The following is a 19,819-nucleotide window of genomic DNA, read 5'->3' on the forward strand; positions in this document are numbered from 1 at the left end:
TCTTCCATGCGAAGACGCCTTTTTTGCATGCGGACCGAAATGGGGAGAATACGGATGGAACAAGAAAACGGAGGGAATTTTCAGCGGAAAATGGAGGTGCGGCACGTCGTCATGCTCTCGCTCGGCGGTGTTATCGGTACGGGACTGTTCTTGAGCTCCGGCTATACGATCCAGCAGGCCGGACCGATCGGAACCATTCTGTCTTATGCGGTTGGCGCGATTGCCGTTTATCTGGTCATGCTGTGTCTCGGCGAGCTGTCGGTGCAGATGCCGGAAACCGGAGCTTTCCACAGCTATGCCGCCAAATATATCGGACCCGCTACCGGCTACACGGTCGCCTGGCTGTACTGGCTGACCTGGACCGTGGCGCTCGGTTCGGAGTTTACGGCGGCAGGGCTGCTGATGCAGCGCTGGTTCCCCGATATCAACGTCTGGATCTGGAGCGCGTTGTTCGCGGCTCTGATCTTCTTCCTGAACGCCCTGACCGTGCGGCTGTTCGCGGAATCGGAATTCTGGTTCTCGCTGGTCAAAGTGCTGACGATCGTCGCCTTCATCCTGATCGGGGCGGCGGCCGTGTTCGGCATCGTGCCGATGGAAGGCCGCGAGACCGCGCCGCTGCTGTCGAATCTGACGGTTGACGGCTGGTTCCCGAACGGGGCGAGCGCGATTCTGCTGACCATGCTGGCTGTCAATTTCGCTTTTTCCGGCACGGAACTGATTGGGATTGCGGCGGGGGAGACGGTCGATCCGGCCCGCACCATTCCCAAAGCGATCAAGACGACGCTGGTACGATTGATTCTGTTCTTTATCGGTACGATCGTCATCTTGTCGGCGCTGCTGCCGATGCACGAAGCCGGAGTGCTGGAAAGCCCGTTTGTGGCCGTGCTCGACCGGGTCGGTATTCCTTACGCGGCGGATGTCATGAACTTCGTTATTTTGACGGCCATCCTGTCCGCGGCCAATTCCGGCCTGTACGCGTCTTCCCGTATGCTCTGGTCGCTGGCGGACAAAGGGACGATTCCGCGTTCGCTCTCGCGCCTCAACAAGCGCGGCGTACCGTTTAACGCACTGGTACTCAGTATGGCCGGCGGCGCATTGGCGCTGCTGTCGAGCATCATTGCGCCGGGAACGGTCTATATCGCGCTGGTCTCGATCTCGGGTCTTGCCGTCGTTGTGGTCTGGATGAGCATCAGCGCTTCGCAGCTGATGTTCCGCCGGGCCTATCTCAAAGCGGGGCATTCGGTCGAAGACCTGGGCTTCCGGACTCCGCTCTACCCGTTCGTGCCGATCGCTTCGTTCCTGCTGTGCCTGCTGTCGTGTATCGGCATCGCGTTCGATCCGACGCAGCGTATCGCGCTGTACTGCGGGATTCCGTTCATCCTGCTGTGCTACGCGGCTTATTATCTGACTGCCCGCACCGGGCAGCGCAAAGGAGGAAACCGGGCATGATCCGACATCAAAAAGAAAATCCGATCGCGGCAATCTTGAACCAATATCCGGTTCTGATCCTGGACGGCGCGATGGCGACCGAGCTGGAGCGGCACGGCTGCAATCTGGACGACCCGCTGTGGTCGGCCCGCGTGCTGCTGGAGCAGCCGGAACTTATTCGACGGGTTCACGAAGATTATTTCCGCGCCGGGGCGGACTGCGCGATTACGGCCAGCTACCAGGCGACGGTCGAAGGTTTCGCGGCAAAAGGAATCGATGAAACGAAAGCCCTGGCGCTGATTCGGCAGACGGTGGAACTCGCCGCGCAGGCGCGCGACGCCTTCTGGTCAGGCGGCGAACACGGGCAGCGTCCCAAGCCGATCGTGGCGGCTTCCGTCGGCCCGTACGGCGCTTACCTGGCGGACGGTTCGGAGTATGTCGGCCATTACGGGGTGAGCGACGAACGCTTGACCGAATTTCATCGGCCGCGCATCCGCGCATTGATCGAAGCGGGAGCGGACCTGCTTGCATTCGAGACGATTCCGTCGCTGCAGGAAGCGCTCGTACTTGCGAATCTGCTGGATGAATGTCCGGGGACGTTCGCCTGGATGTCGTTTTCGCTTCGAAACGGACAGGAGATCAGCGAAGGTACGCCGCTTGAAGAATGCGCCCGGGTGCTGGAAGACCGGCTTAACGTCGCGGCGATCGGCGTCAACTGCGCGCCGTCTTCGGCAGCGGCCGAAGCGGTGGCGGTGCTGGCCGCGCATACGTCCAAGCCGGTGCTTCTCTATCCGAACTCCGGCGAATCGTACGAGGCGTCCACCAAGACCTGGCACGGCGGCGGCTCCGCGGCATGCGGCGGTTTTGCCGACTCCGCCCGCGTCTGGTACGATGCGGGCGCCAGGCTGATCGGCGGCTGCTGCCGGACCACGCCGGAGCAGATCGCGCAAATAGCGGCCGTATGGCGGGGCTAAAAAGTTTTGAAAAAATTCAAAAAAAGTGATCCAACCTGAAATCTTTTGCGTTTTATCCCGTGAGAGCACCCCAGATCCACATCCGGTACGGCCTCATCGCCCGCTTGGTTATTGCACAGCAGCGGGTGCTCTCGCTTTATGCCGGTCGGCGCAAGCCGATAGGTTTCCGCGGCGCGCATCCGCAGTACTTCTACAACCATGAATCCCTTTACACCAGGAAACGACTCCGCTTGCGACTTTTTTGCCTATGGCGACCCGCAATGAACGCACGCTATCCGCAGCTTTTGATCCCGCGCGCCGGCCGCCGCGGAAACGGCGAAAAGCCCCGATTCGGATCGGGGCTTTTTTTGTGCCGAGACTTCGAGACGCCTCCGGGCACGGCCGGATTTATAAAAAAAGACGGAGCCTAGGCTCCGCCTCCCGTTGTGCTTGCCAGCAGGGTATCGACGTTCAGCACGAGCACCAACCGGTCGCCGTGTTCGAATACGGACGGCAGGAACCGGCGGCTTGCCGCTTCTTCGTTGTCGGCCAATGCCGAATCCGGAACGGACGCCGTATCGTCGAGCGAATCGACGAGCAGAGCGACCTTCTCGCGGCGAAGCAGGATAAATTTATCGGTGTCCTGCTGATCTTCATGCGATACGTTCAGTTTTTTGCGCAGGTTGAGAATGGTATAAATTTCTTCGCGGATCTTCACGACGCCCTCATGCCAGTTCGAGGAGAACGGAATCGAGGTGCCGGGTTTGGAGTTCTGGATCTCATCGATCTCATGGAACGGAATACCGTAGGTTTTGTCGGCCAATTTAAATAGGATAAAATCGCTCATGGTATGCGCCGGTCTCCTTCGTTTACGGATAGAATCCTTTTCGCCCGGTCGAGACTGCGGTACAAAAAGGATGGGCTTACCGTCATTATAGGCGATATCCCGGCGCCTTGCTACCGCTTTCCCGAAAACCGGCGCGCTTTTTCCAGGCATACGGCTGTTCAGGAACAAAAGCGCATGGTACACTAAACACGTGCCGGCTGCTTTCGCATGGATCGTATGCCGTTGTTCAAATTTAGGACCAGATACTAAAGTCATTAAGAAACGGAATGCGGAAGGAGCAGTCGACGTGTTGTATCAACCCCTCGCGAAATTGGCCAGACTTGTACTGCGTGGATTCGGGAAGTTCGAGGTTATCGGAGCGGACAGGCTGCCGAAGGAAGGCGGCTACGTAATCACCTGTACGCACCGGGGCTGGATCGACGTCATCGCGCTCGGAAGCTCGCTGCTGCCGACCGAAGTTCATTTCATGGCCAAGAAGGAATTGTTCCGAAAAAAGATTGCCGATAAATTTCTGCGCGATATCAATGCTTTTCCGGTCGACCGCGAAAATCCGGGACCGAGCAGTCTGAAAGTTCCGATCCAGCTGCTCAAGCAGGGCAAGACGATCGGGATCTTCCCGTCCGGCACCCGCTCTTCGGAAGACGTGCCGCTCAAGCGGGGCGCGGTTACGATCGCCAAAATGGCCAAAGTGCCGGTCGTGCCTGCGGCTTTCTCCGGTCCCACCACCTTTAAGGGGTTGCTGCGCGGCACGAAGACCCGGCTCGTGATCGGAGATCCGATCGCGACCGTATCCGACGAACCGGGCGAAGGCAAGAAAGATCTCGGCGAGTTGGTCGACCGTCTGGCGCTGGCGATGAATACGCTGGAAACCGGACTGGAACGGCTGGACAAAAGCAAGGAGAACGTATAATTTCATAGCACCGACAACGGGAAAAGCGAACGAAGCGCCTGAGCGGCGCAGTCGGCGCTTTTCCCGTTTTTGCCGGCAATCTTACACAACGAGGAGTTTTTCATCAATGAAAACATTAACCGGACCGCAGCGTTTCGGCATGACCGTCGCGCTGGTCCTGATCTGGGGCGTTTCCTGGTCCATCTATAAAGTCGCACTGGATTACACGCCGCCGCTGCTGTTTGCGGGCCTGCGCACGCTCATCGGAGGGCTTCTGCTCATGCTGTTCCTGCTGCCCAAGCGCAGCCGGATCCGCTGGAAACAAAATTGGAACGTCTACCTGGTCTCCGCGCTGCTCAATGTGGTGCTGTTCTACGGTCTGCAGACGATCGGCCTGCTCTATATGCCGTCGGGTCTGTTTACCGTGCTCGTCTATTTGCAGCCGGTGCTGGTGGGCCTGCTCGCGTGGGTCTGGCTGAACGAACGGATGAATCCGCTCAAAGCCATCGGTCTGCTGCTCGGATTCCTTGGCGTCATCTCGGTCAGTCTGGGCGGATTCTCCGGCCATGTCGCCGTGATCGGCGTGGTGCTGGCGATTGCGACGGCAGTCAGTTGGGCGCTCGGAACCGTCTTTATCAAAAAGTCGGGTTCGTCCGTCGATTCGCTGTGGCTGGTCGCGTTCCAGTGTACGCTCGGCGGCTTCGTGCTGACGTTCGCGGGCTCCCTGACCGAGAATTGGACCGATATTGTATGGAACGGCGCTTATTGGACCGGCCTGCTGTTCGGCATATTCTTCGGCATCGCGCTGTCCTGGATTCTCTATATCACCTTGACCCAGGCCGGAGAAGCCAGCCAGGTGGCTTCGTATACGTTTATCGTGCCGCTGCTGTCGGTGCTGATCGGAACGCTCGCTCTGCACGAACCGTTCAGCCGCTTCCTGCTGCTGGGCCTGGTGCTGATCGGAACCGGCATCTATCTGGTCAACCGCAGGGTCAAGCCCAAAGGGTCCGTTATGGCAGGCTAGGTTCGGACACCGCGCGGAGCCAGAACAAATAAAGCTTCAAGTAAAGCCGCAGAACAGCGACGCCGGAAGGTTCCCAACAGGAAACGCCGGCTGCCGCTTTCCGAGGCTTTTTTGCATTTTGGATCCATATCAGGTATAGGACATCATCCCCGCCGAATCAAAAGCCTGCGGATGAAGAGAGGACCGCGCGGCATGATAGGTAAAAAAGGGTATATAGATACCACAACGACGCGGTTCGCCAAGGACCGACGAATGCCGTGAAGGAAGTGTTCTCTGCGTGGAAATCCTAAACATCATCATCGTCATTTTGCTTATTGTACTGACGGCCTTTTTTGTCGCCTCCGAGTACTCGATCATCCGGGTGCGCGTCTCGCGTATCAATCAACTGGCCGAACAGGGAAACAGGAATGCGCAGGCCGTCAAACGCATCCTGTCGCGGCTCGACGAATTTCTGTCCGCCAGCCAGCTCGGCACGACGCTGACATCGCTTGCGCTCGGCTGGCTGGGCGAATCGACGGTGGAAGAACTGCTGGCGCCGGTATTCGTCTGGCTGCATGTGCCGGAAACGGCGACAGGGGTGCTGTCGTTTCTGCTGGCCTTCCTGATCCTGACGTATTTCGAAGTGCTGATCGGGGAACTGGTGCCGAAGACGATCGCGATTCAGGTCGCCGAGCCGCTCGCGCTTGCGCTGGCCCGTCCGCTGATCATTTTTTACCGCATCACTTATCCGTTCAACTGGATTCTCAGCCGTTCGTCGCGCGTGATCAGCGGATTGTTCGGACTGAAGCCGCTGACCGAAGGCGAAGCCGCCCAGAGCGAAGCCGAACTGCGCCTGGCGCTGTCGGAAGGCTTCAAGAGCGGAGAGATCACGCCGACCGAATACCGTTATCTCAACAACGTATTCGATTTCGACGAGCGCGACGCGCAGGAGATCATGGTACCGCGTACCGAGATTCGGCATATTCCGCAGCAGGCGGACGTCCGGGATCTGGTGAAGCTGATCGAACCGAAAGCGTACAGTCTGGTTCCGGTATCGCTGGACGGGGACAAAGACCATATCGTCGGGATGGTCAACGTCAAGCAGGTGCTGAGCGAGTATGTCCGAAGCAATGCCGGGCAGCCGCAGCCGATCGCTCCGTATATCCGTCCGGTTATCCAGGTGATCGAGACGGTGCGGGCGCGCGACCTGCTCGGGCGCATGCAAAAAGAAGGCATTCATATGGCGGTGCTGATAGACGAATACGGCGGGACCTCGGGTCTTGTGACCTTGGAAGATCTGCTGGAAGAGATTGTCGGCGATATTCCGTCCAGTTCTTCGCCGGACGGCGAAGCGGCTCCGACGCCGCTGATTCGCGAAGACGGCGAAGGACGCTTCCTGCTCGGTTCGAATGCGCTGCTGCATGACGTGAACCGCAGTCTCGGCACGGATATCGATTCGGAAGAAGTCTATACGATCGGCGGGTGGCTGCTCTCCGAGAAGTTCGATCTCAAGCAGGGCGACACGATCGGCGAATCGGGTTGGGACTGGACGGTCCGCGAGATGCAGGATGGACGGATCCGTCAGATCGAAGCGGTACGGGCGAACCGTCGGGAACGGGAAGAACGGCCGGACTGACTCGAACAAGGGAGAGGAATAAGATGGACAAACAATGGAAAAAGACGGTAACGGCTGGTGCGGCCGCGGTGATGCTGACCGGAGCATTCGGGTACGGCCTGCAGGAACAGAAGGTGTCTGCTGCCGAGCAGCTTACAGCCCAGAGCCCGGGAACTAAACCTGCATCCGCCGTATCCGTCCAAAAAGAAGTTCTGCGTCAAGCCAACAGGGCGCTGCGCGCTTTGGCAGACCGTGATTTTGACAAGCTGGCCGATCTGGCTTCTCCGTCGGGTGTCCGTTTTTCCCCATATGCGTATGTGCTTCCGAAAAGCGACCGGATACTGACTCCCCGACAGCTGCGGCAGGTCTGGACGGACAAGAAAACTTATGTCTGGGGCAGCTACGACGGAAGCGGAGAGCCGATCCGGCTTGATTTTCGCGGCTATTACGGACGTTTTCTGAACAATCTTCCCTACACGGCTCCGGACGGGATCGGCTACAACCGGATCGTGCGCAGCGGAAGTATGCCGAGCAACCTGCGCAAAGTCTATCCCGAAGCCGAATTCGTCGAATTTTATGTCAAAGGCGGCCGCGGCGGATCTCCAAATACCGGGGGCATGGACTGGGGCAGTCTGCGTTTTGTGTGGGAACAAATCGAGGGCGAATGGAAGCTGGTCGGGATCGTCGGGGACCGGTGGACGATATAGACTCGAATGGACGAATGTGGATAAATAAAGCGCTTTTTGTGAGAAAGAGTGAAGGATTTCAACAGATCGGGGATAAAAACCCTATTTTTGTGGATAAATCTGTGGATAGGGGTAGAACAATCTGTGTGTAACCATCTATTTATACACAGGGCTGCGAATTGTATATGGGTTCCTTTCCCGGAACAAGCGCCGTATAATAAAATAAAGAGGTTCCTGCAAGAGGAACCGCGACACAAGGGAGGAACACGCAATGGCCGCCAAGAAAAAACAGCCTGCCGCCCGCCCGTCCGCTTCGGACAAACCGGCGACGCTGAAAGATATGTTGAATCCCGAAGTTCTCGCCAAATTGCAGGCCCAGGCGAACGAACTCAAAGCAAGCGAAGAAGAACGCCGCCAGGAAGAGCAGCGCCTCGCGCTGGAAGCCAAACAGGTGGAACGCAAACGGTTGGAGAACGACTTTGAATATCTGCTGGGCCAAAGCGAGAGCAAGAAGATCGACAAGTACGATTGATGCCCGCAACTCGTACAACCGCAAATTCCCAAAGAATCGACAGCAGAACCCGGCCGATGCCGGGTTTTTTGCCGTGCCGCGGCTTGTTTTCGGGGAAATGGCGTTGACAGTTTTACCCGAAGAAGAGTATAGTACATTTTGTTAATCGTAATAATTACTATTTTGATAAGGAGCGGTAAAATGAACAACCCCAAGATTCCCGTTACCGTCCTGTGCGGATATTTGGGATCCGGCAAAACGACGCTGCTTAACCATATCCTTCACAATCGTCAGGGCTTGAAAGTAGCGGTAATCGTGAACGATATGAGCGAAATCAACGTGGATGCGGGCCGGGTGGCCGGCGAAGCAAGCTTGTCGCGCACCGAGGAAAAGCTGGTCGAGATGTCGAACGGCTGCATCTGCTGCACGCTGCGGGACGATCTGCTGCGCGAAGTGGAGAAGCTCGCGTCCGAAGGGCGTTTTGACTACATCCTGATCGAATCGACAGGCATCAGCGAGCCGGTGCCGATCGCGCAGACGTTTACGTATGCGGACGAAACGACCGGTGTCGATCTGACGAACTTGGCACGACTGGACTGTATGGTGACTGTGGTCGACGCTTACCGCTTCTGGCACGATTTCGAATCGGGCGAGAGTCTGCTGGCGCGGGGACAAGCGAACGATGAGCATGATCTGCGCGACGTCACGGATCTGCTGATCGATCAGGTCGAGATGTGCGACGTGCTGCTGCTGAACAAGTGCGACCTCGTCGCGGAAGAAGATCTGCAGCGTCTGGAAGGTGTCCTGCGGAAGCTTCAGCCGTCGGCTAAGATTATTCGCAGCGTACGCGGCGAAGTCGATCTGTCCGAAGTGCTGAATACGAACCGGTTCGATTTTGAAAAAGCCAGCCTGTCGCCGGGTTGGATCCGCGAGCTGCAGAAGGAAGAACATACGCCGGAGACCGAAGAGTACGGCATCGGTTCGTTCGTCTACCGCCGCCGTCGGCCTTTTCATCCGGAGAGACTGGCGAACGTTCTGGCCGAATGGCCGGCGGAAGTCGTCCGGGCCAAAGGATTGATGTGGATTGCGGTCGAGCAGGACTGGGCGGCCAATTTCAGCCAGGCGGGACCTTCCATTCAGTTCGGGCCGGCCGGAAGCTGGATCGCGGGACTGCCGGAAGAAGAACGGGCGGAACTGCTGGAGCAGCAGCCGGAACTTCGGGAAGGCTGGGACGAGGCGGCGGGCGACCGCATGACGGAATTCGTCCTGATCGGGATCGAGATGGACCGCGAACAATTGGAAGCGGAACTGGATACGTGTCTGTTGGACGAGAACGAGATGAACGCCGACTGGTCGGGATTCGTCAATCCGCTTCCGTGGGCGACGGCCGAAGCGCTGCCCGTTTGATTCGGCGGAGAAGCGGGTCCGGATTTTATTTTTGAACTAAAAGGAGAGATCGAGATGGCCAAAAAGTCCAAAGTGGTACGTCAGCAGCAGCGTCAGGCAATGGTGGAGAAATATGCGGAGCTGCGCCGCGAATTGAAGGAAAAAGGCGACTATGCCGCTCTGCAAAAACTTCCGCGGGATTCGTCGCCGACCCGGCTCAAGAACCGCTGCGAGATCACGGGACGTCCCCGCGCTTATCTGCGCAAATTCAAAGTATCCCGGATCATGTTCCGCGAGCTGGCTCACAAAGGACAGATTCCCGGCGTGAAGAAAGCCAGCTGGTAAACCGGACGATCTTGCAACGGCAGGAGACTCCTATCGAATCCGGCATCCGGATTGACAGGGATTCGCAACTTCGATATACTATGATTTATTCGTAATGTTTACGGAAATATTGAAACTGAGCGGCAGCTTCAGACCGGGCTGCGGCTTCAAACCATTACAGGAGGGTGCAATCATGAGAGTCATCATTACATTGGCCTGCACGGAATGCGGAGATCGCAATTACACGACTACGAAGAACAAAAGAAACCATCCCGAACGCCTGGAATTGAAAAAATATTCCCCGCGCCTGAAAAAATATACGATCCACCGGGAAACGCGATAAGAAGCCAGGAAGAAGAGGCAAATTTTTTTGCCTCTTTTTAAATCGTAATGATTACGTAAGGGGTGGCCGATATGATCTTATCTTCCATGCAAAACGTCGTATTCGGTTACGACGACAAGCCTGTCGTAAACGGAGTATCGCTGGATGTGCATAAAGGCGAGTTTTTGGGAATCGTCGGGCCCAATGGCACGGCCAAGACGACGGTGCTGAAAATTCTGCTGGGGCTGCTGAAGCCCTGGAGCGGAACCGTCGAATTGAATCACGAAGCGTTTGGCGGGGAAAAACCGGTGATCGGCTATGTCTCGCAAAACGCTTCGGCATTCAATTCCGGATTTCCCAGCCGCGTGATCGAGCTGGTACGCTCGGGATGCCATTCGAGGCTGGGTTTGTTTCGCCGACTGGGTGCCGAAGAAGAACGGCGGGTTCGCCACAGTCTGGAACAGGTGGGCATGTGGGAACTCAGACGCCGCCGGATCGGCGAGCTGTCGGGCGGACAGAAGCAGCGCGTATGCATTGCCAGAGCGCTTGTTCAATGTCCCAACATGATGATCCTGGACGAGCCGACGACAGGCATGGATGTGAAGAGTCGTACGGCCCTGTACCGCTTGATGCGGCATCAGGCGCAGCATCACGGCGTAACGGTAGTCATGGTCACGCACAGCCTGGAAGAAGCGGGCCGCTTTCTCGACCGCGTGGTCACGCTCGAACGCTTCGAGACCGAATCGGTCCAAACGTCGGAGCACAGAAGCGAAGCGGCGCACGGAGATCGCTGGGAAATGGGGTAACGGTTATGCTGGCTTACGAATTTATGCAGCGCGCGTTTCTGGCGGGGGCGCTGATCGGACTGATTGCACCAGTGCTGGGTGTCTACCTGATGCTTCGCCGACAGGTCCTGATGGCCGACACGCTGTCGCATGTGTCGCTGGCGGGGGTTGCGGCAGGATCGCTGCTGGGCGTAAACCCTTCGCTCGGAGGTTTCGCGGCAGCCGTCATTGCGGCGCTGCTGATCGAACGCCTCCGCAGCGTCTACCGTACCTATGCGGAAGTGCCGGTTGCCATTATGATGACGGGCGGTCTTGCGCTGGCCGTCGTGCTGATGAGCTTCGGCCGTACGCTTTCGCAAAGTTTCAATGCCTATTTGTTCGGTTCGATCGTAGCCGTAAGCGAGACACAGCTGTGGCTGATCGGCGGCGCAGCTGCGGCGGGACTGCTGTTCTTTATTGTATTCCGCCGGCCGCTGTACGATTTGACGTTCGATGGGGAAGCGGCCGGCATCAGCGGCGTTCCCGTGCGGGCGCTGTCGATTGCTTTTTCGGTACTGACCGGTATGACGGTAGCCGCGGCCATGCCGATCGTAGGCGTCCTGCTGGTATCGGCGCTGCTGGTACTTCCGGCGGCGCTGGCCCTGCGGATTGCGGGGGGGTTCTTCTCGGCGATCGTGATTGCGGTCCTTGTCGGCCTTACGGGCATATTCAGCGGTCTGGCCCTTTCTTATACGGAAAATACGCCGCCGGGAGGCACGATCGCGCTGATTCTGCTGGCGTTCCTGCTGCTCGGCATGGCCCTGCGCAAAGCGGGACTCTGGATAAGCAGGCGCCGGCATGGAAAATCCGGCACCCGCAGGAAGAAAGAGCGGCGCGGCGAAATCAAACAAGCGATATGAAGGAGAGACAAAGATGAAAAGAAAATACGGAACGATGACCTATACGACCGGAGCTTTCCTGCTCAGCCTCATGCTGATCCTGGGAGGCTGCGCATCGAACGCGGCCGATCCGGGAACGGCCGGAACGGCCGCCGGAGGTTCGTCCGCTGCCGGTACCGAGGCGGAACAAACGCCGGCTTCGGCGGACAAATTGAAAGTCGAAGCAAGTTTCTATCCGATGTACGAGTTCGCGCGCCAGGTAGGCGGCGATCTGGCGGATGTGAAACTGCTCGTGCCGTCGGGAACGGAGCCGCACGACTGGGAGCCTACCCCGCAGGATATCGCGAGAATCGAAGAATCCGACATGCTCGTCTATAACGGCGCAGGTATGGAAAGCTGGATCGAACAGGTGCTGGACGCTTCTTCGAATACCGAACTGCTGGCGGTCGAAGCAAGCGATAATATCGGCGTGATGAAAGCTTCGGAAGAAGAAGGACACGACCACGCCCATGAAGAAGCCGCGGCGGAAGAAGCGCACGACCACGCCCATGAGGGCGAATCGGAAGCCGCCCACGATCATGACCACGAAGAAGCTTCCGGGCACGACCACGGAGGGCTTGATCCCCATGTCTGGTTGTCTCCGCGCCTGGCCGTACAGGAAGTCCGCAATATTCAGGCGGCCTTTGCAAAAGCCGATCCGGATCATGCCGATCAATATAAGAGCAATGCGGACGCTTACGCGGCCAAGCTGGAAGCGCTGGACAGCGAATTCAAGGAAGGTCTGTCCGGCACCAAGCGGACGGATTTCATTACACAGCATGCCGCATTCGGCTATTTGGCACGGGATTACGGGCTGACGCAGGTTCCGATTGCGGGCTTGTCGCCCGATCAGGAACCGGCGGCCAAAGAAATGTCGGAAGTGGTCGAATTCGCCAAAAAGCATGACGTCAAGACGATCTTCTTCGAGACTTTGGTTTCGTCGAAAGTTGCCGAGACGATCGCTTCGGAAGTCGGCGCGGAAACTTCCGTACTGAATCCGCTCGAAGGATTGACCGAAGAAGAAATGGCCGCCGGCGACGATTACTTGTCGGTCATGCGTGCGAATCTAGAAGCGCTTCGGACCGCGTTGAATCAATAAGTTCGCAGGCGGGGTTCCTTCCCGGGAAAAAGTAGGCGAATCGCTTACTTCCTGCCGCCGCGCCTATTCGCCGCCGCTCGCCCGCTCGATGGGCGGCGGCTTTTTTCGTTTTTCCCGCCAAGGAGGCCTCTATGTTATGATAAGGGAAGCCAACCCAGAAGGAGAGAATGTCATGAACGGAAAAAACCGCTCCAATATTCGGCCGGGTATTACGGTCGACATCGTACTCAAAAAAGACCAGCGGACCGGTACGCTGACCCGCGGAGTCGTCAAGGATCTCCTCACCAATTCGGCCACGCATCCCCACGGAATCAAGGTTCGCCTGCAGGACGGCCAGGTAGGCCGGGTTCAGCAGATCGTCGAGTGATCGGCCGATTCGGGCGAACGGCGATTAGAGAAGGAATATTCGCGTTTATATAGTAGAGTAACGACGTCATCTTCATACGACTTCCGACGCAGCGGTGGTCGGGAGGGAAGACAGGAGGAACGCAGGATGAGCAGTACGCCCCAGGGAACAGAACCCAAGGTGGAGCTGAAGTTTTTCCGTCCGGAATATGAAAAAGCTCTGTTCGAAGACTATCAGGTATCCGCGGAGCAGGAGAAACATACGGCACTGCCGGTTAGGGCTATCCAGTTGTGCAGGGAAGACCGGGACCGCCACCCCATCGTGATTCTGGCGGATAAGAAACCTGTCGGTTTTTTCGTGCTTCACCGGGGAGACCGAATCCGGAGCGTCACGGAATCGCCGCGGGCCATGCTTGTGCGTTCGCTGTCGGTCAATCTTCCCGATCAAGGCAAAGGGTATGCGAAGCAGGCGATGGGCATGCTGCCCAAGTTCGTCAGCGATTACTTCCCCGACATGAACGAAATCGTATTGGTTCTCAATCAGCACAACCAGGCGGCTATGCGCGTTTATGAGCAGGCCGGATTCGAGGACCGCGGCCACCGCAAGGAAGGTCCCGTGGGACCGCAGGTGCTTCTTCATTACCGGATGAACCGGAAGTGAATCCTGGCCGGTGTACGGCTTCCGAACCAGATGATGCCGCAAAAAGACCCCCGTACCGATTCTACAAATCGGGTACGGGGGTCTTTTTGCGCGCGACAGACGAGAAGCTTCCGTTCAAAACGGCAGCAGAATCAGAATGATCGAAGACAAACTGAGACAGACACTGACCAGGCAGAGCACGAACAGCACCTGCTTCGGATTCATGCCGCTCGACAGCAGCCGGTAATGGATCTGCGAGGCATCGGCTTCGTAGATTTTCTGACCGTTCTTGAGTCTCTTCAGCACGACAAAGATATTGTCGAAGATCGGTACGCCAAGCGCGAGAATCGGTACGAGCAGCGACAGCAGCGTCGCCTGTTTGAAGGCGCCGTCCAAAGCGATGATCGCCAGAATGAAACCGAGGAACGTCGCTCCGGAATCGCCCATATAGACTTTGGCAGGCGGTTTGTTGTATTTCAGATACGCGAGCCCCACACCGACCAGGCTGATCGCCATGATCGCCGAGTTGCTCTGCTGCTGGGCAATCGCGACCACAAACAGCGTGCCTGCGGAGATGGTCGCGAGACTTCCGGCGAGCCCGTCCAGGCCGTCGGTAAAGTTGATGACGGTCGTGACGCCGAAGATCCAGAGCAGGGTCAATACGAGCTGCAGCCATTCCGGCAGCACCACGTAGCTGTCCGTAAACGGATTGGAGAATCCCGAGAAGCGGATGCCCGCCAGGTAAACGATCAGGGCGGCCAACAGCTGCACGATCAGCTTCGGCAGGGCCGGGAATTCGCGCCGGCTGACCTTGTACCAGTCATCGACGAGGCCGATCAGCAGGATCAGCAGCGAACCGCCGAGTACGGCGGCCGATTCGAGGCCGCTCATGTCGCTGAACAGTATGTAGGTGACGGCGAAACCGACGAACAGCGCAATACCCGCCATAAGCGGAATCGGTTCGCGGTGAAGTTTGCGTTCATTGTCCGGACGCGGCTTGTCGACGAAATCAAGTTGCACGGCCCATTTTCGAAGCACCGGAATCAAGATCAGGGCCACGGCCAGCGACAGCAAAAAAGCGGCTAAATAATGCATATACCCTCCTTAGAACAAACGGCGCGTGCCTTCGGCTTACCGGGCTTCAACAGCTCCTCAAACGGTCGGTAAACGGGACGCGCCGCAGCTTTGCACTGTTGTCAGTATAGTCTGCTTTCTCCGAATTCGCAACGGAGGAAAATGGGGCCGTAAGCGCGGATGAACAGCGGCTTCTTTCTGTGGTATGATGAAGAAAGGCCGCAGCGCGGCCGGCAAGGAGAAAGACATGACGAATCGCGGGATGCACGGGGGATGAAATACGTGATGAGAAGATTGACCCAACCTTTTGTCCGATGGCTGAACGATATGAAAATACGCAACAAGTTGATCTTTTTTTATGTAATCGTTGTCATGATCCCGGTGCTGATCGTCGGGTTTATCGTGATTCAATATTTCAGGCAGGACGCCCTGGAGAAGGCCACGGAGCAGACCGAAAACAACGTGCAGCGGATCAAGACGCAGATCGAGAACCAGCTCAACGTTCCGATCAGCGTCTCCAACCAGCTGCTGCTGGACCGGGACATGGAGCGCGTGGCGACTACGCTCTATTCGGAAGAAGATCCGATCGAACTGGTCAACGCCTACCGCGGGTATACCGATTTCACCGATTACGTGCGCGCTTACAGCGAAATTCGGGGCATCCAGCTGTTTACCGATAATCCGACGCTGCTGGACAACCTGCAGTTCATGAACGCCAACAGCGAGATCCGCGCCGCCGGCTGGTATGAACGGGCCATGAAGGAACGGACGATATATTGGATGTATATGGACGATATGAACGATCCGACGGCTCCCGTCGTAAAGCAGCTGAGCCTGGTCCGGCAGATCTTTTTCCCGACTACGGGCAAGCGAAGCGTACTGGTGATCCAGGTCGATACGAACTATTTGAACTCCCTGCTCAGTCAGGAACCGTTCGATACGATGGTCGCCGACGAAGACGGTTATATCGTCGCGGCCAAAGACCGTTCATCGGTTGGACGCACGCTTGGCGATATGGGCTTTGAAGTGGCTGTCGGCGACAAAGAGCAGGAGCGGACGTTCGAGCGGGCGATCGACGGGATCGACTACCGCGTTTCGATCAATACTCTTATTCCCGACTCCAGCAAAAGCGGCCTGACGATCGTCTCCGCTTTTTCGTCCGCCAGCATCGTGCACGACGCCAACCGGATCGGCCTGATCGGAGCGGGTCTGATCGTCTTTATTTTGCTGCTTGCCCTGCTCGCCGTTTATTTCAATTCAAGGCTGATCAGCTCGCGTCTGCTCAAGCTCAACCGCAATCTCAACCGCGTAGCGGAAGGCGACCTCGATACGGTATCCCGGATAGACGGACAGGACGAGATCGGCCAGCTGTCGCAGCAGTTCAATTATATGGTGACCAATATCAAGGAATTGATGAGCCAGGTCTACGAGGCGAGCGAAGCGAACAACCGGCTCGAAGTCATGCAGCGGGAGATCAAGCTCAAAATGCTTGCCAGCCAGATCAATCCCCATTTCCTGTTCAATGCGCTCGAATCGATTCGGATGCGCGCCCATATCCAAGGGGAGAAGGATATCGCGCGCGCCGTCCAGCTGCTCGGCAAATTGATCCGGCGCAATCTGGAACTGGGGAATCGCCATACTTCGCTCAAGAACGAGCTGGATATGGTTCGTTCCTATCTCGATATCCAGAAGTTCCGGCACGGGGACAGACTGCATTACGAACTGCTGGCCGAACCGGATACGCTTGAAGTGCTGCTGCCTCCGCTGATCGTACAACCGTTGATCGAAAACGCTATCGTCCACGGATTGGAGAACAAGGAAGCCGAAGGCGCCGTTTCGTTTCATGCCGTGAAGATCGGCGACGAAGTGCTGATCGACGTAATCGACAACGGGGCGGGCATGACTCCGGAGCGATTGAGGCAGGTCGAAGAATCGATTCGCGAAAAAGAAGAAAGCGAAGAGAGCCGGATCGGACTGCGCAACGTGCATCAGCGGCTGATTATGACCTATGGGGAAGAATGCGGGCTGCGCATTTCGAGCGAGCTGGGCAAAGGAACACAAATTTATTTCAAGATACCCGCCGGGAGGGACAAATGATGTATAAAGTGCTGATTGTGGACGATGAACCGATGATTCGCGAAGGCCTGCGCACGATCGTCGATTGGGAAGCCGAAGGGTTCGAGATCGTCGACACGGCGTCGAACGGCAAAGAGGGACTGGAAAAGTTCGGCCAGATCGAACCGGACCTGACAATCGTGGATATCCGGATGCCGGGAATGACGGGACTCGATCTGATCGAAAAAGTACGCAAAGAGAATTCCGTGGCCCATTTCCTTATTCTGAGCGGGTATGCGGAATTCGATTATGCCAAACGCGCGATTGTCAGCGGAGTCAGCGGTTATCTGCTGAAGCCGGTCGACGAAGAGGAACTGCTCGACGAGCTGCGCCGGGTGCGCGATCTGCTGCAGCGCGAGCAGGATGCCCAGGCCGCGCGCAGCGAGCAGGAAGCGTCACTACCCAAAGCCCAGCTGGTCGAAGAGCTGCTGTTCGAAGACGAGCCGCAAGGCGGGGAGCAGCGAACGAAGCTGGCCGAAGCACTGGGGATTTCGGCGCCCGCTTACCGGATCGCGCTGTTGGATGCGCATGGCGGAGTCGAAACGGAGTCGCGCCAGCATGCGGCATTCCGTCAGCGGTTAAAAGAATCGTTCGAAGAGCGGGGCGGCAGTATTCTGTTCTCGGCCGCTTCCCATATCGGGCTGCTGCTTGTCCGCCAGAACCATGTCGAATGCGGCGAGACGCTGCGGGCCCAACTGGCCGAAGCGGCGGGCGAATTGGAGTTTCATGCGTCCTGCGGCCCTCTCGTCGAGGATCTGACGGAACTTCCCGCCTCTTTCCGGGAAGCCGAACATCTGCTGCATGCGCGGTTCTTTTTTGAAAACGGTTCGGTCATCGACCGTTCCGCTTACGAGCAGCTGTTCAGCGCCGCGGAATCGGCCGAAGGCGCCGTTGAAGCCGAAGACGGACCGCAGTTGGGCGACAAGCTCTACTATGCGCTGGATATCCGCAGCCGCGACGCCGTGGACAAGGTTCTGGCCGAGCTGGAGCAGGCGGCCGTGAGCCGGCGCATGGATGAAGCGGCGGTGCGCGGAGAATACTCCAGGACGCTGTCGCTTGCGATGGGCAAACTGTCTTCCGCCGGTTCTTCGGCAGGAGAACAGGCGCAGCTCTATCACAGCCTGCTTCTCTCGGATGTGAACCAGGCCCAGAGCTACGGCGGATTGAAGCGTCAGGTCCATGCGCGTCTCAGCGAACTGGTCGACCGTTTCGGCGGAGCGAACAAAGACACGGTGCTGAAGCAGATGATCGACTTTATCCGCCGCAATTACAGCGAGAACTTAAAGCTTGAACTGCTGGCGGAGATGTTCGGCTACAACAGCGGGTATCTGGGCAAGCTGTTCAAGAATTACACGGGCGAATATTTCAATGCGTTTGTCGATAAAGTCCGGGTCGAAAAAGCGAAAGAACTGCTGGCCCAGGGACTGAAAGTGCATCAGGTGGCGGCGAGAGTCGGTTATTCCAACGCGGATTACTTCCATTCGAAGTTCCGCAAATACGTCGGGATGTCGCCGTCGGCTTACCGCAGCGAATCGCACGGCGAGCAGCAGAGCGGCGAACAAAGCGGCGAGCAATAAACGGTTTCGCGATCTTTTTCGTGAAGATCCGACATTTTCCATAGAACAAAAGGGTGAAGAATTAGGGGACCAACTCTAATTTTTAGCCTAGACGGGTGAAGAATTAGAGGAACAACTCTAATTTTTAGCCTAGACGGGTGAAGAATTGGAGGAACAACTCTAATTTTCACCCTATTTTTTTGCGGATTTTCGGAGGAGGTATTTTTGATGTCTAATTTTCGCATGATTTTGTCTAAAATTCATAGGGTATGCGCTTTCAAAGAAAACGCTTATCATTAAAACATAAAGAAATCAGGAGGGGTTATAGAAATGGGAACGCTCACAAAAGGCGGTACTTCCAAAAACCCGGGTACTCCTGCTGCCGATTCAAACGCTGGTAAGCGCTTCAAAAAGCAAGGTTTCTGGCGTACTGCTCTGCAGCAAAGGTATCTGTATTTAATGTCGTTACCGTTCATTATTTGGGCTTTTGTGTTCAGTTACTTGCCGTTATGGGGCTGGACGATGGCCTTCCAAGACTTCAAACCGGCAAAAGGATTCTTTGAACAAAAGTGGGTCGGATTGAAGCATTTCCAAGACCTCTTCATGGACGACCGCTTCTACCTCGCTCTGCGCAATACGCTGGCGATGAGCGTAATGGGTCTGGTTGTCGGATTCATTATCCCGATTATCTTCGCCATCCTGCTTAACGAGCTGCGCGGGATCCTGTTCAAACGTTTCGTGCAAACGGTCTCTTACCTTCCCCACTTTGTATCATGGGTCGTCGTAGCGGGTCTCGTGACCAAGATGCTGTCGACGCAGGGCGGAGCGATCAACGATTTGCTGGTCGGACTTCATATCATTAACGAACCTATCCAGTTCATGGCCAAAGGCGAGTGGTTCTGGTACATTGTAACCGCTTCCGACGTTTGGAAAGAAATGGGTTGGAACACAATCATCTATCTGGCGGCCATTACGGGGATCGACCCCGAGCTGTATGAAGCTTCCCGCGTCGACGGAGCAAGCCGGTACAGACAAATGTGGCACATTACGCTTCCGGGTATCCGGACGACGATCTCGGTACTTTTCATCATGCAGATCGGTCACCTGCTGCAGATTGGCTTCGAGAAACAATTCCTCCTCGGCAACAACCTGGTGTTGGAATACTCGCAGGTGCTTGAACTGTATGCGCTGCAGTACGGATTGCAGATGGGACGCTTCTCGTACGGTACCGCAATCAGTATCTTCAACTCCGTTGTCAGCGTGATCCTGCTGTTCACGGTAAACGGCATCTTCAAAAAAGTATCCAAAGAAAGCATCATGTAAG

At 56.7% G+C, this 19,819-nt stretch carries 20 protein-coding genes; 18 read left to right on the forward strand and 2 right to left on the reverse strand.

Features of this window, described 5'->3' with window-relative positions; all coding sequences use genetic code 11:
• Positions 1–54: 54 nt before the first annotated feature.
• Positions 55–1,449 (forward strand): S-methylmethionine permease, encoded by a 1,395-nt coding sequence (mmuP, locus tag HOP44_RS21315; RefSeq protein ID WP_172257212.1) that lies wholly within the window; start codon positions 55–57, stop codon positions 1,447–1,449.
• Positions 1,446–2,402: a homocysteine S-methyltransferase gene (gene mmuM / locus HOP44_RS21320; protein WP_172257214.1), complete on the forward strand. Its 957-nt coding sequence runs from the start codon at positions 1,446–1,448 to the stop codon at positions 2,400–2,402. Before mmuP ends, mmuM begins: the two co-directional genes overlap by 4 nt.
• Positions 2,403–2,808: 406 nt before the next feature.
• On the opposite strand, the gene HOP44_RS21325 is transcribed toward mmuM, so the two are convergent.
• Complete coding sequence (locus tag HOP44_RS21325; protein WP_172257216.1) at positions 2,809–3,228, reverse strand: chemotaxis protein CheW; 420 nt, start codon at positions 3,226–3,228, stop codon at positions 2,809–2,811.
• 289 nt (positions 3,229–3,517) lie between these two features.
• Here HOP44_RS21325 and HOP44_RS21330 point away from each other — a divergent pair, with 289 nt between their 5' ends.
• The 13 genes from HOP44_RS21330 to HOP44_RS21390 all read left to right on the forward strand — a co-directional run bounded on the left by HOP44_RS21330 (position 3,518) and on the right by HOP44_RS21390 (position 13,771).
• Entirely contained in the window at positions 3,518–4,138 is a 621-nt protein-coding gene (locus tag HOP44_RS21330) for a lysophospholipid acyltransferase family protein (RefSeq protein ID WP_172257362.1), read from the forward strand.
• A gap of 106 nt (positions 4,139–4,244) precedes the next feature.
• Entirely contained in the window at positions 4,245–5,141 is an 897-nt protein-coding gene (locus HOP44_RS21335) for a DMT family transporter (protein WP_172257218.1), read from the forward strand.
• A gap of 277 nt (positions 5,142–5,418) precedes the next feature.
• Positions 5,419–6,756, forward strand: a complete 1,338-nt coding sequence (locus HOP44_RS21340) for a CNNM domain-containing protein (RefSeq protein WP_172257220.1) — start codon at positions 5,419–5,421, stop codon at positions 6,754–6,756.
• 23 nt (positions 6,757–6,779) lie between these two features.
• Positions 6,780–7,442 (forward strand): hypothetical protein, encoded by a 663-nt coding sequence (locus HOP44_RS21345; protein ID WP_172257222.1) that lies wholly within the window; start codon positions 6,780–6,782, stop codon positions 7,440–7,442.
• Positions 7,443–7,692: 250 nt separating this feature from the next.
• On the forward strand, positions 7,693–7,953 hold the full coding sequence (locus HOP44_RS21350) for a YqkE family protein (RefSeq protein ID WP_172257224.1): 261 nt from the start codon (positions 7,693–7,695) through the stop codon (positions 7,951–7,953).
• A gap of 180 nt (positions 7,954–8,133) precedes the next feature.
• Complete coding sequence (locus HOP44_RS21355) at positions 8,134–9,339, forward strand: GTP-binding protein (protein ID WP_172257226.1); 1,206 nt, start codon at positions 8,134–8,136, stop codon at positions 9,337–9,339.
• 54 nt (positions 9,340–9,393) lie between these two features.
• Complete coding sequence (rpsN, locus tag HOP44_RS21360; RefSeq protein ID WP_172257237.1) at positions 9,394–9,663, forward strand: 30S ribosomal protein S14; 270 nt, start codon at positions 9,394–9,396, stop codon at positions 9,661–9,663.
• A gap of 172 nt (positions 9,664–9,835) precedes the next feature.
• Positions 9,836–9,985: a 50S ribosomal protein L33 gene (gene rpmG, locus HOP44_RS21365; RefSeq protein ID WP_141447238.1), complete on the forward strand. Its 150-nt coding sequence runs from the start codon at positions 9,836–9,838 to the stop codon at positions 9,983–9,985.
• 71 nt (positions 9,986–10,056) lie between these two features.
• The gene (locus HOP44_RS21370) at positions 10,057–10,770 is read left to right on the forward strand and encodes a metal ABC transporter ATP-binding protein (RefSeq protein ID WP_172257239.1); all 714 of its coding nucleotides are present in this window, start codon (positions 10,057–10,059) and stop codon (positions 10,768–10,770) included.
• A gap of 5 nt (positions 10,771–10,775) precedes the next feature.
• Entirely contained in the window at positions 10,776–11,648 is an 873-nt protein-coding gene (locus HOP44_RS21375; protein WP_172257241.1) for a metal ABC transporter permease, read from the forward strand.
• Positions 11,649–11,661: 13 nt separating this feature from the next.
• Complete coding sequence (locus HOP44_RS21380) at positions 11,662–12,765, forward strand: metal ABC transporter substrate-binding protein (protein WP_246369998.1); 1,104 nt, start codon at positions 11,662–11,664, stop codon at positions 12,763–12,765.
• A gap of 172 nt (positions 12,766–12,937) precedes the next feature.
• Positions 12,938–13,132 carry a YwbE family protein gene (locus tag HOP44_RS21385; RefSeq protein WP_172257243.1) on the forward strand — a complete coding sequence of 65 codons (195 nt, stop codon included), beginning with the start codon at positions 12,938–12,940 and terminating at the stop codon, positions 13,130–13,132.
• Between the two features lie 126 nt (positions 13,133–13,258).
• Positions 13,259–13,771, forward strand: a complete 513-nt coding sequence (locus tag HOP44_RS21390; RefSeq protein ID WP_172257245.1) for a GNAT family N-acetyltransferase — start codon at positions 13,259–13,261, stop codon at positions 13,769–13,771.
• 114 nt (positions 13,772–13,885) lie between these two features.
• Here HOP44_RS21390 and HOP44_RS21395 read toward each other — a convergent pair whose 3' ends face one another.
• The gene (locus HOP44_RS21395) at positions 13,886–14,845 is read right to left on the reverse strand and encodes a glycosyltransferase family 4 protein (protein WP_172197090.1); all 960 of its coding nucleotides are present in this window, start codon (positions 14,843–14,845) and stop codon (positions 13,886–13,888) included.
• Between the two features lie 252 nt (positions 14,846–15,097).
• Between HOP44_RS21395 and HOP44_RS21400 the strand changes: the two genes are divergently transcribed.
• The 3 genes from HOP44_RS21400 to HOP44_RS21410 all read left to right on the forward strand — a co-directional run bounded on the left by HOP44_RS21400 (position 15,098) and on the right by HOP44_RS21410 (position 19,818).
• Positions 15,098–16,921: a sensor histidine kinase gene (locus HOP44_RS21400; RefSeq protein WP_246370000.1), complete on the forward strand. Its 1,824-nt coding sequence runs from the start codon at positions 15,098–15,100 to the stop codon at positions 16,919–16,921.
• A complete protein-coding gene (locus tag HOP44_RS21405; protein ID WP_172257247.1) occupies positions 16,918–18,516 on the forward strand; it encodes a response regulator transcription factor in 1,599 nt (532 codons plus the stop codon). Before HOP44_RS21400 ends, HOP44_RS21405 begins: the two co-directional genes overlap by 4 nt.
• Positions 18,517–18,825: 309 nt before the next feature.
• Positions 18,826–19,818: an ABC transporter permease gene (locus HOP44_RS21410; protein WP_172257249.1), complete on the forward strand. Its 993-nt coding sequence runs from the start codon at positions 18,826–18,828 to the stop codon at positions 19,816–19,818.
• The last annotated feature ends 1 nt before the right edge of the window (position 19,819 follow it).

The organism is Saccharibacillus deserti, assembly GCF_013618475.1.
Classification (GTDB): Bacteria; Bacillota; Bacilli; order Paenibacillales; family Paenibacillaceae; genus Saccharibacillus; species Saccharibacillus deserti.

What these genes read in the sequence shown, in the direction of transcription:
- mmuP (WP_172257212.1), top strand. Translation starts at nt 55, where the DNA reads ATGGAACAAGAAAACGGAGGGAATTTTCAGCGGAAAATGGAGGTGCGG.
- mmuM (WP_172257214.1), top strand. Translation starts at nt 1,446, where the DNA reads ATGATCCGACATCAAAAAGAAAATCCGATCGCGGCAATCTTGAACCAA.
- HOP44_RS21325 (WP_172257216.1), bottom strand. Translation starts at nt 3,228, where the DNA reads ATGAGCGATTTTATCCTATTTAAATTGGCCGACAAAACCTACGGTATT.
- HOP44_RS21335 (WP_172257218.1), top strand. Translation starts at nt 4,245, where the DNA reads ATGAAAACATTAACCGGACCGCAGCGTTTCGGCATGACCGTCGCGCTG.
- HOP44_RS21345 (WP_172257222.1), top strand. Translation starts at nt 6,780, where the DNA reads ATGGACAAACAATGGAAAAAGACGGTAACGGCTGGTGCGGCCGCGGTG.
- HOP44_RS21350 (WP_172257224.1), top strand. Translation starts at nt 7,693, where the DNA reads ATGGCCGCCAAGAAAAAACAGCCTGCCGCCCGCCCGTCCGCTTCGGAC.
- HOP44_RS21355 (WP_172257226.1), top strand. Translation starts at nt 8,134, where the DNA reads ATGAACAACCCCAAGATTCCCGTTACCGTCCTGTGCGGATATTTGGGA.
- rpsN (WP_172257237.1), top strand. Translation starts at nt 9,394, where the DNA reads ATGGCCAAAAAGTCCAAAGTGGTACGTCAGCAGCAGCGTCAGGCAATG.
- rpmG (WP_141447238.1), top strand. Translation starts at nt 9,836, where the DNA reads ATGAGAGTCATCATTACATTGGCCTGCACGGAATGCGGAGATCGCAAT.
- HOP44_RS21370 (WP_172257239.1), top strand. Translation starts at nt 10,057, where the DNA reads ATGATCTTATCTTCCATGCAAAACGTCGTATTCGGTTACGACGACAAG.
- HOP44_RS21375 (WP_172257241.1), top strand. Translation starts at nt 10,776, where the DNA reads ATGCTGGCTTACGAATTTATGCAGCGCGCGTTTCTGGCGGGGGCGCTG.
- HOP44_RS21380 (WP_246369998.1), top strand. Translation starts at nt 11,662, where the DNA reads ATGAAAAGAAAATACGGAACGATGACCTATACGACCGGAGCTTTCCTG.
- HOP44_RS21385 (WP_172257243.1), top strand. Translation starts at nt 12,938, where the DNA reads ATGAACGGAAAAAACCGCTCCAATATTCGGCCGGGTATTACGGTCGAC.
- HOP44_RS21390 (WP_172257245.1), top strand. Translation starts at nt 13,259, where the DNA reads ATGAGCAGTACGCCCCAGGGAACAGAACCCAAGGTGGAGCTGAAGTTT.
- HOP44_RS21395 (WP_172197090.1), bottom strand. Translation starts at nt 14,845, where the DNA reads ATGCATTATTTAGCCGCTTTTTTGCTGTCGCTGGCCGTGGCCCTGATC.
- HOP44_RS21400 (WP_246370000.1), top strand. Translation starts at nt 15,098, where the DNA reads ATGAAATACGTGATGAGAAGATTGACCCAACCTTTTGTCCGATGGCTG.
- HOP44_RS21405 (WP_172257247.1), top strand. Translation starts at nt 16,918, where the DNA reads ATGATGTATAAAGTGCTGATTGTGGACGATGAACCGATGATTCGCGAA.
- HOP44_RS21410 (WP_172257249.1), top strand. Translation starts at nt 18,826, where the DNA reads ATGGGAACGCTCACAAAAGGCGGTACTTCCAAAAACCCGGGTACTCCT.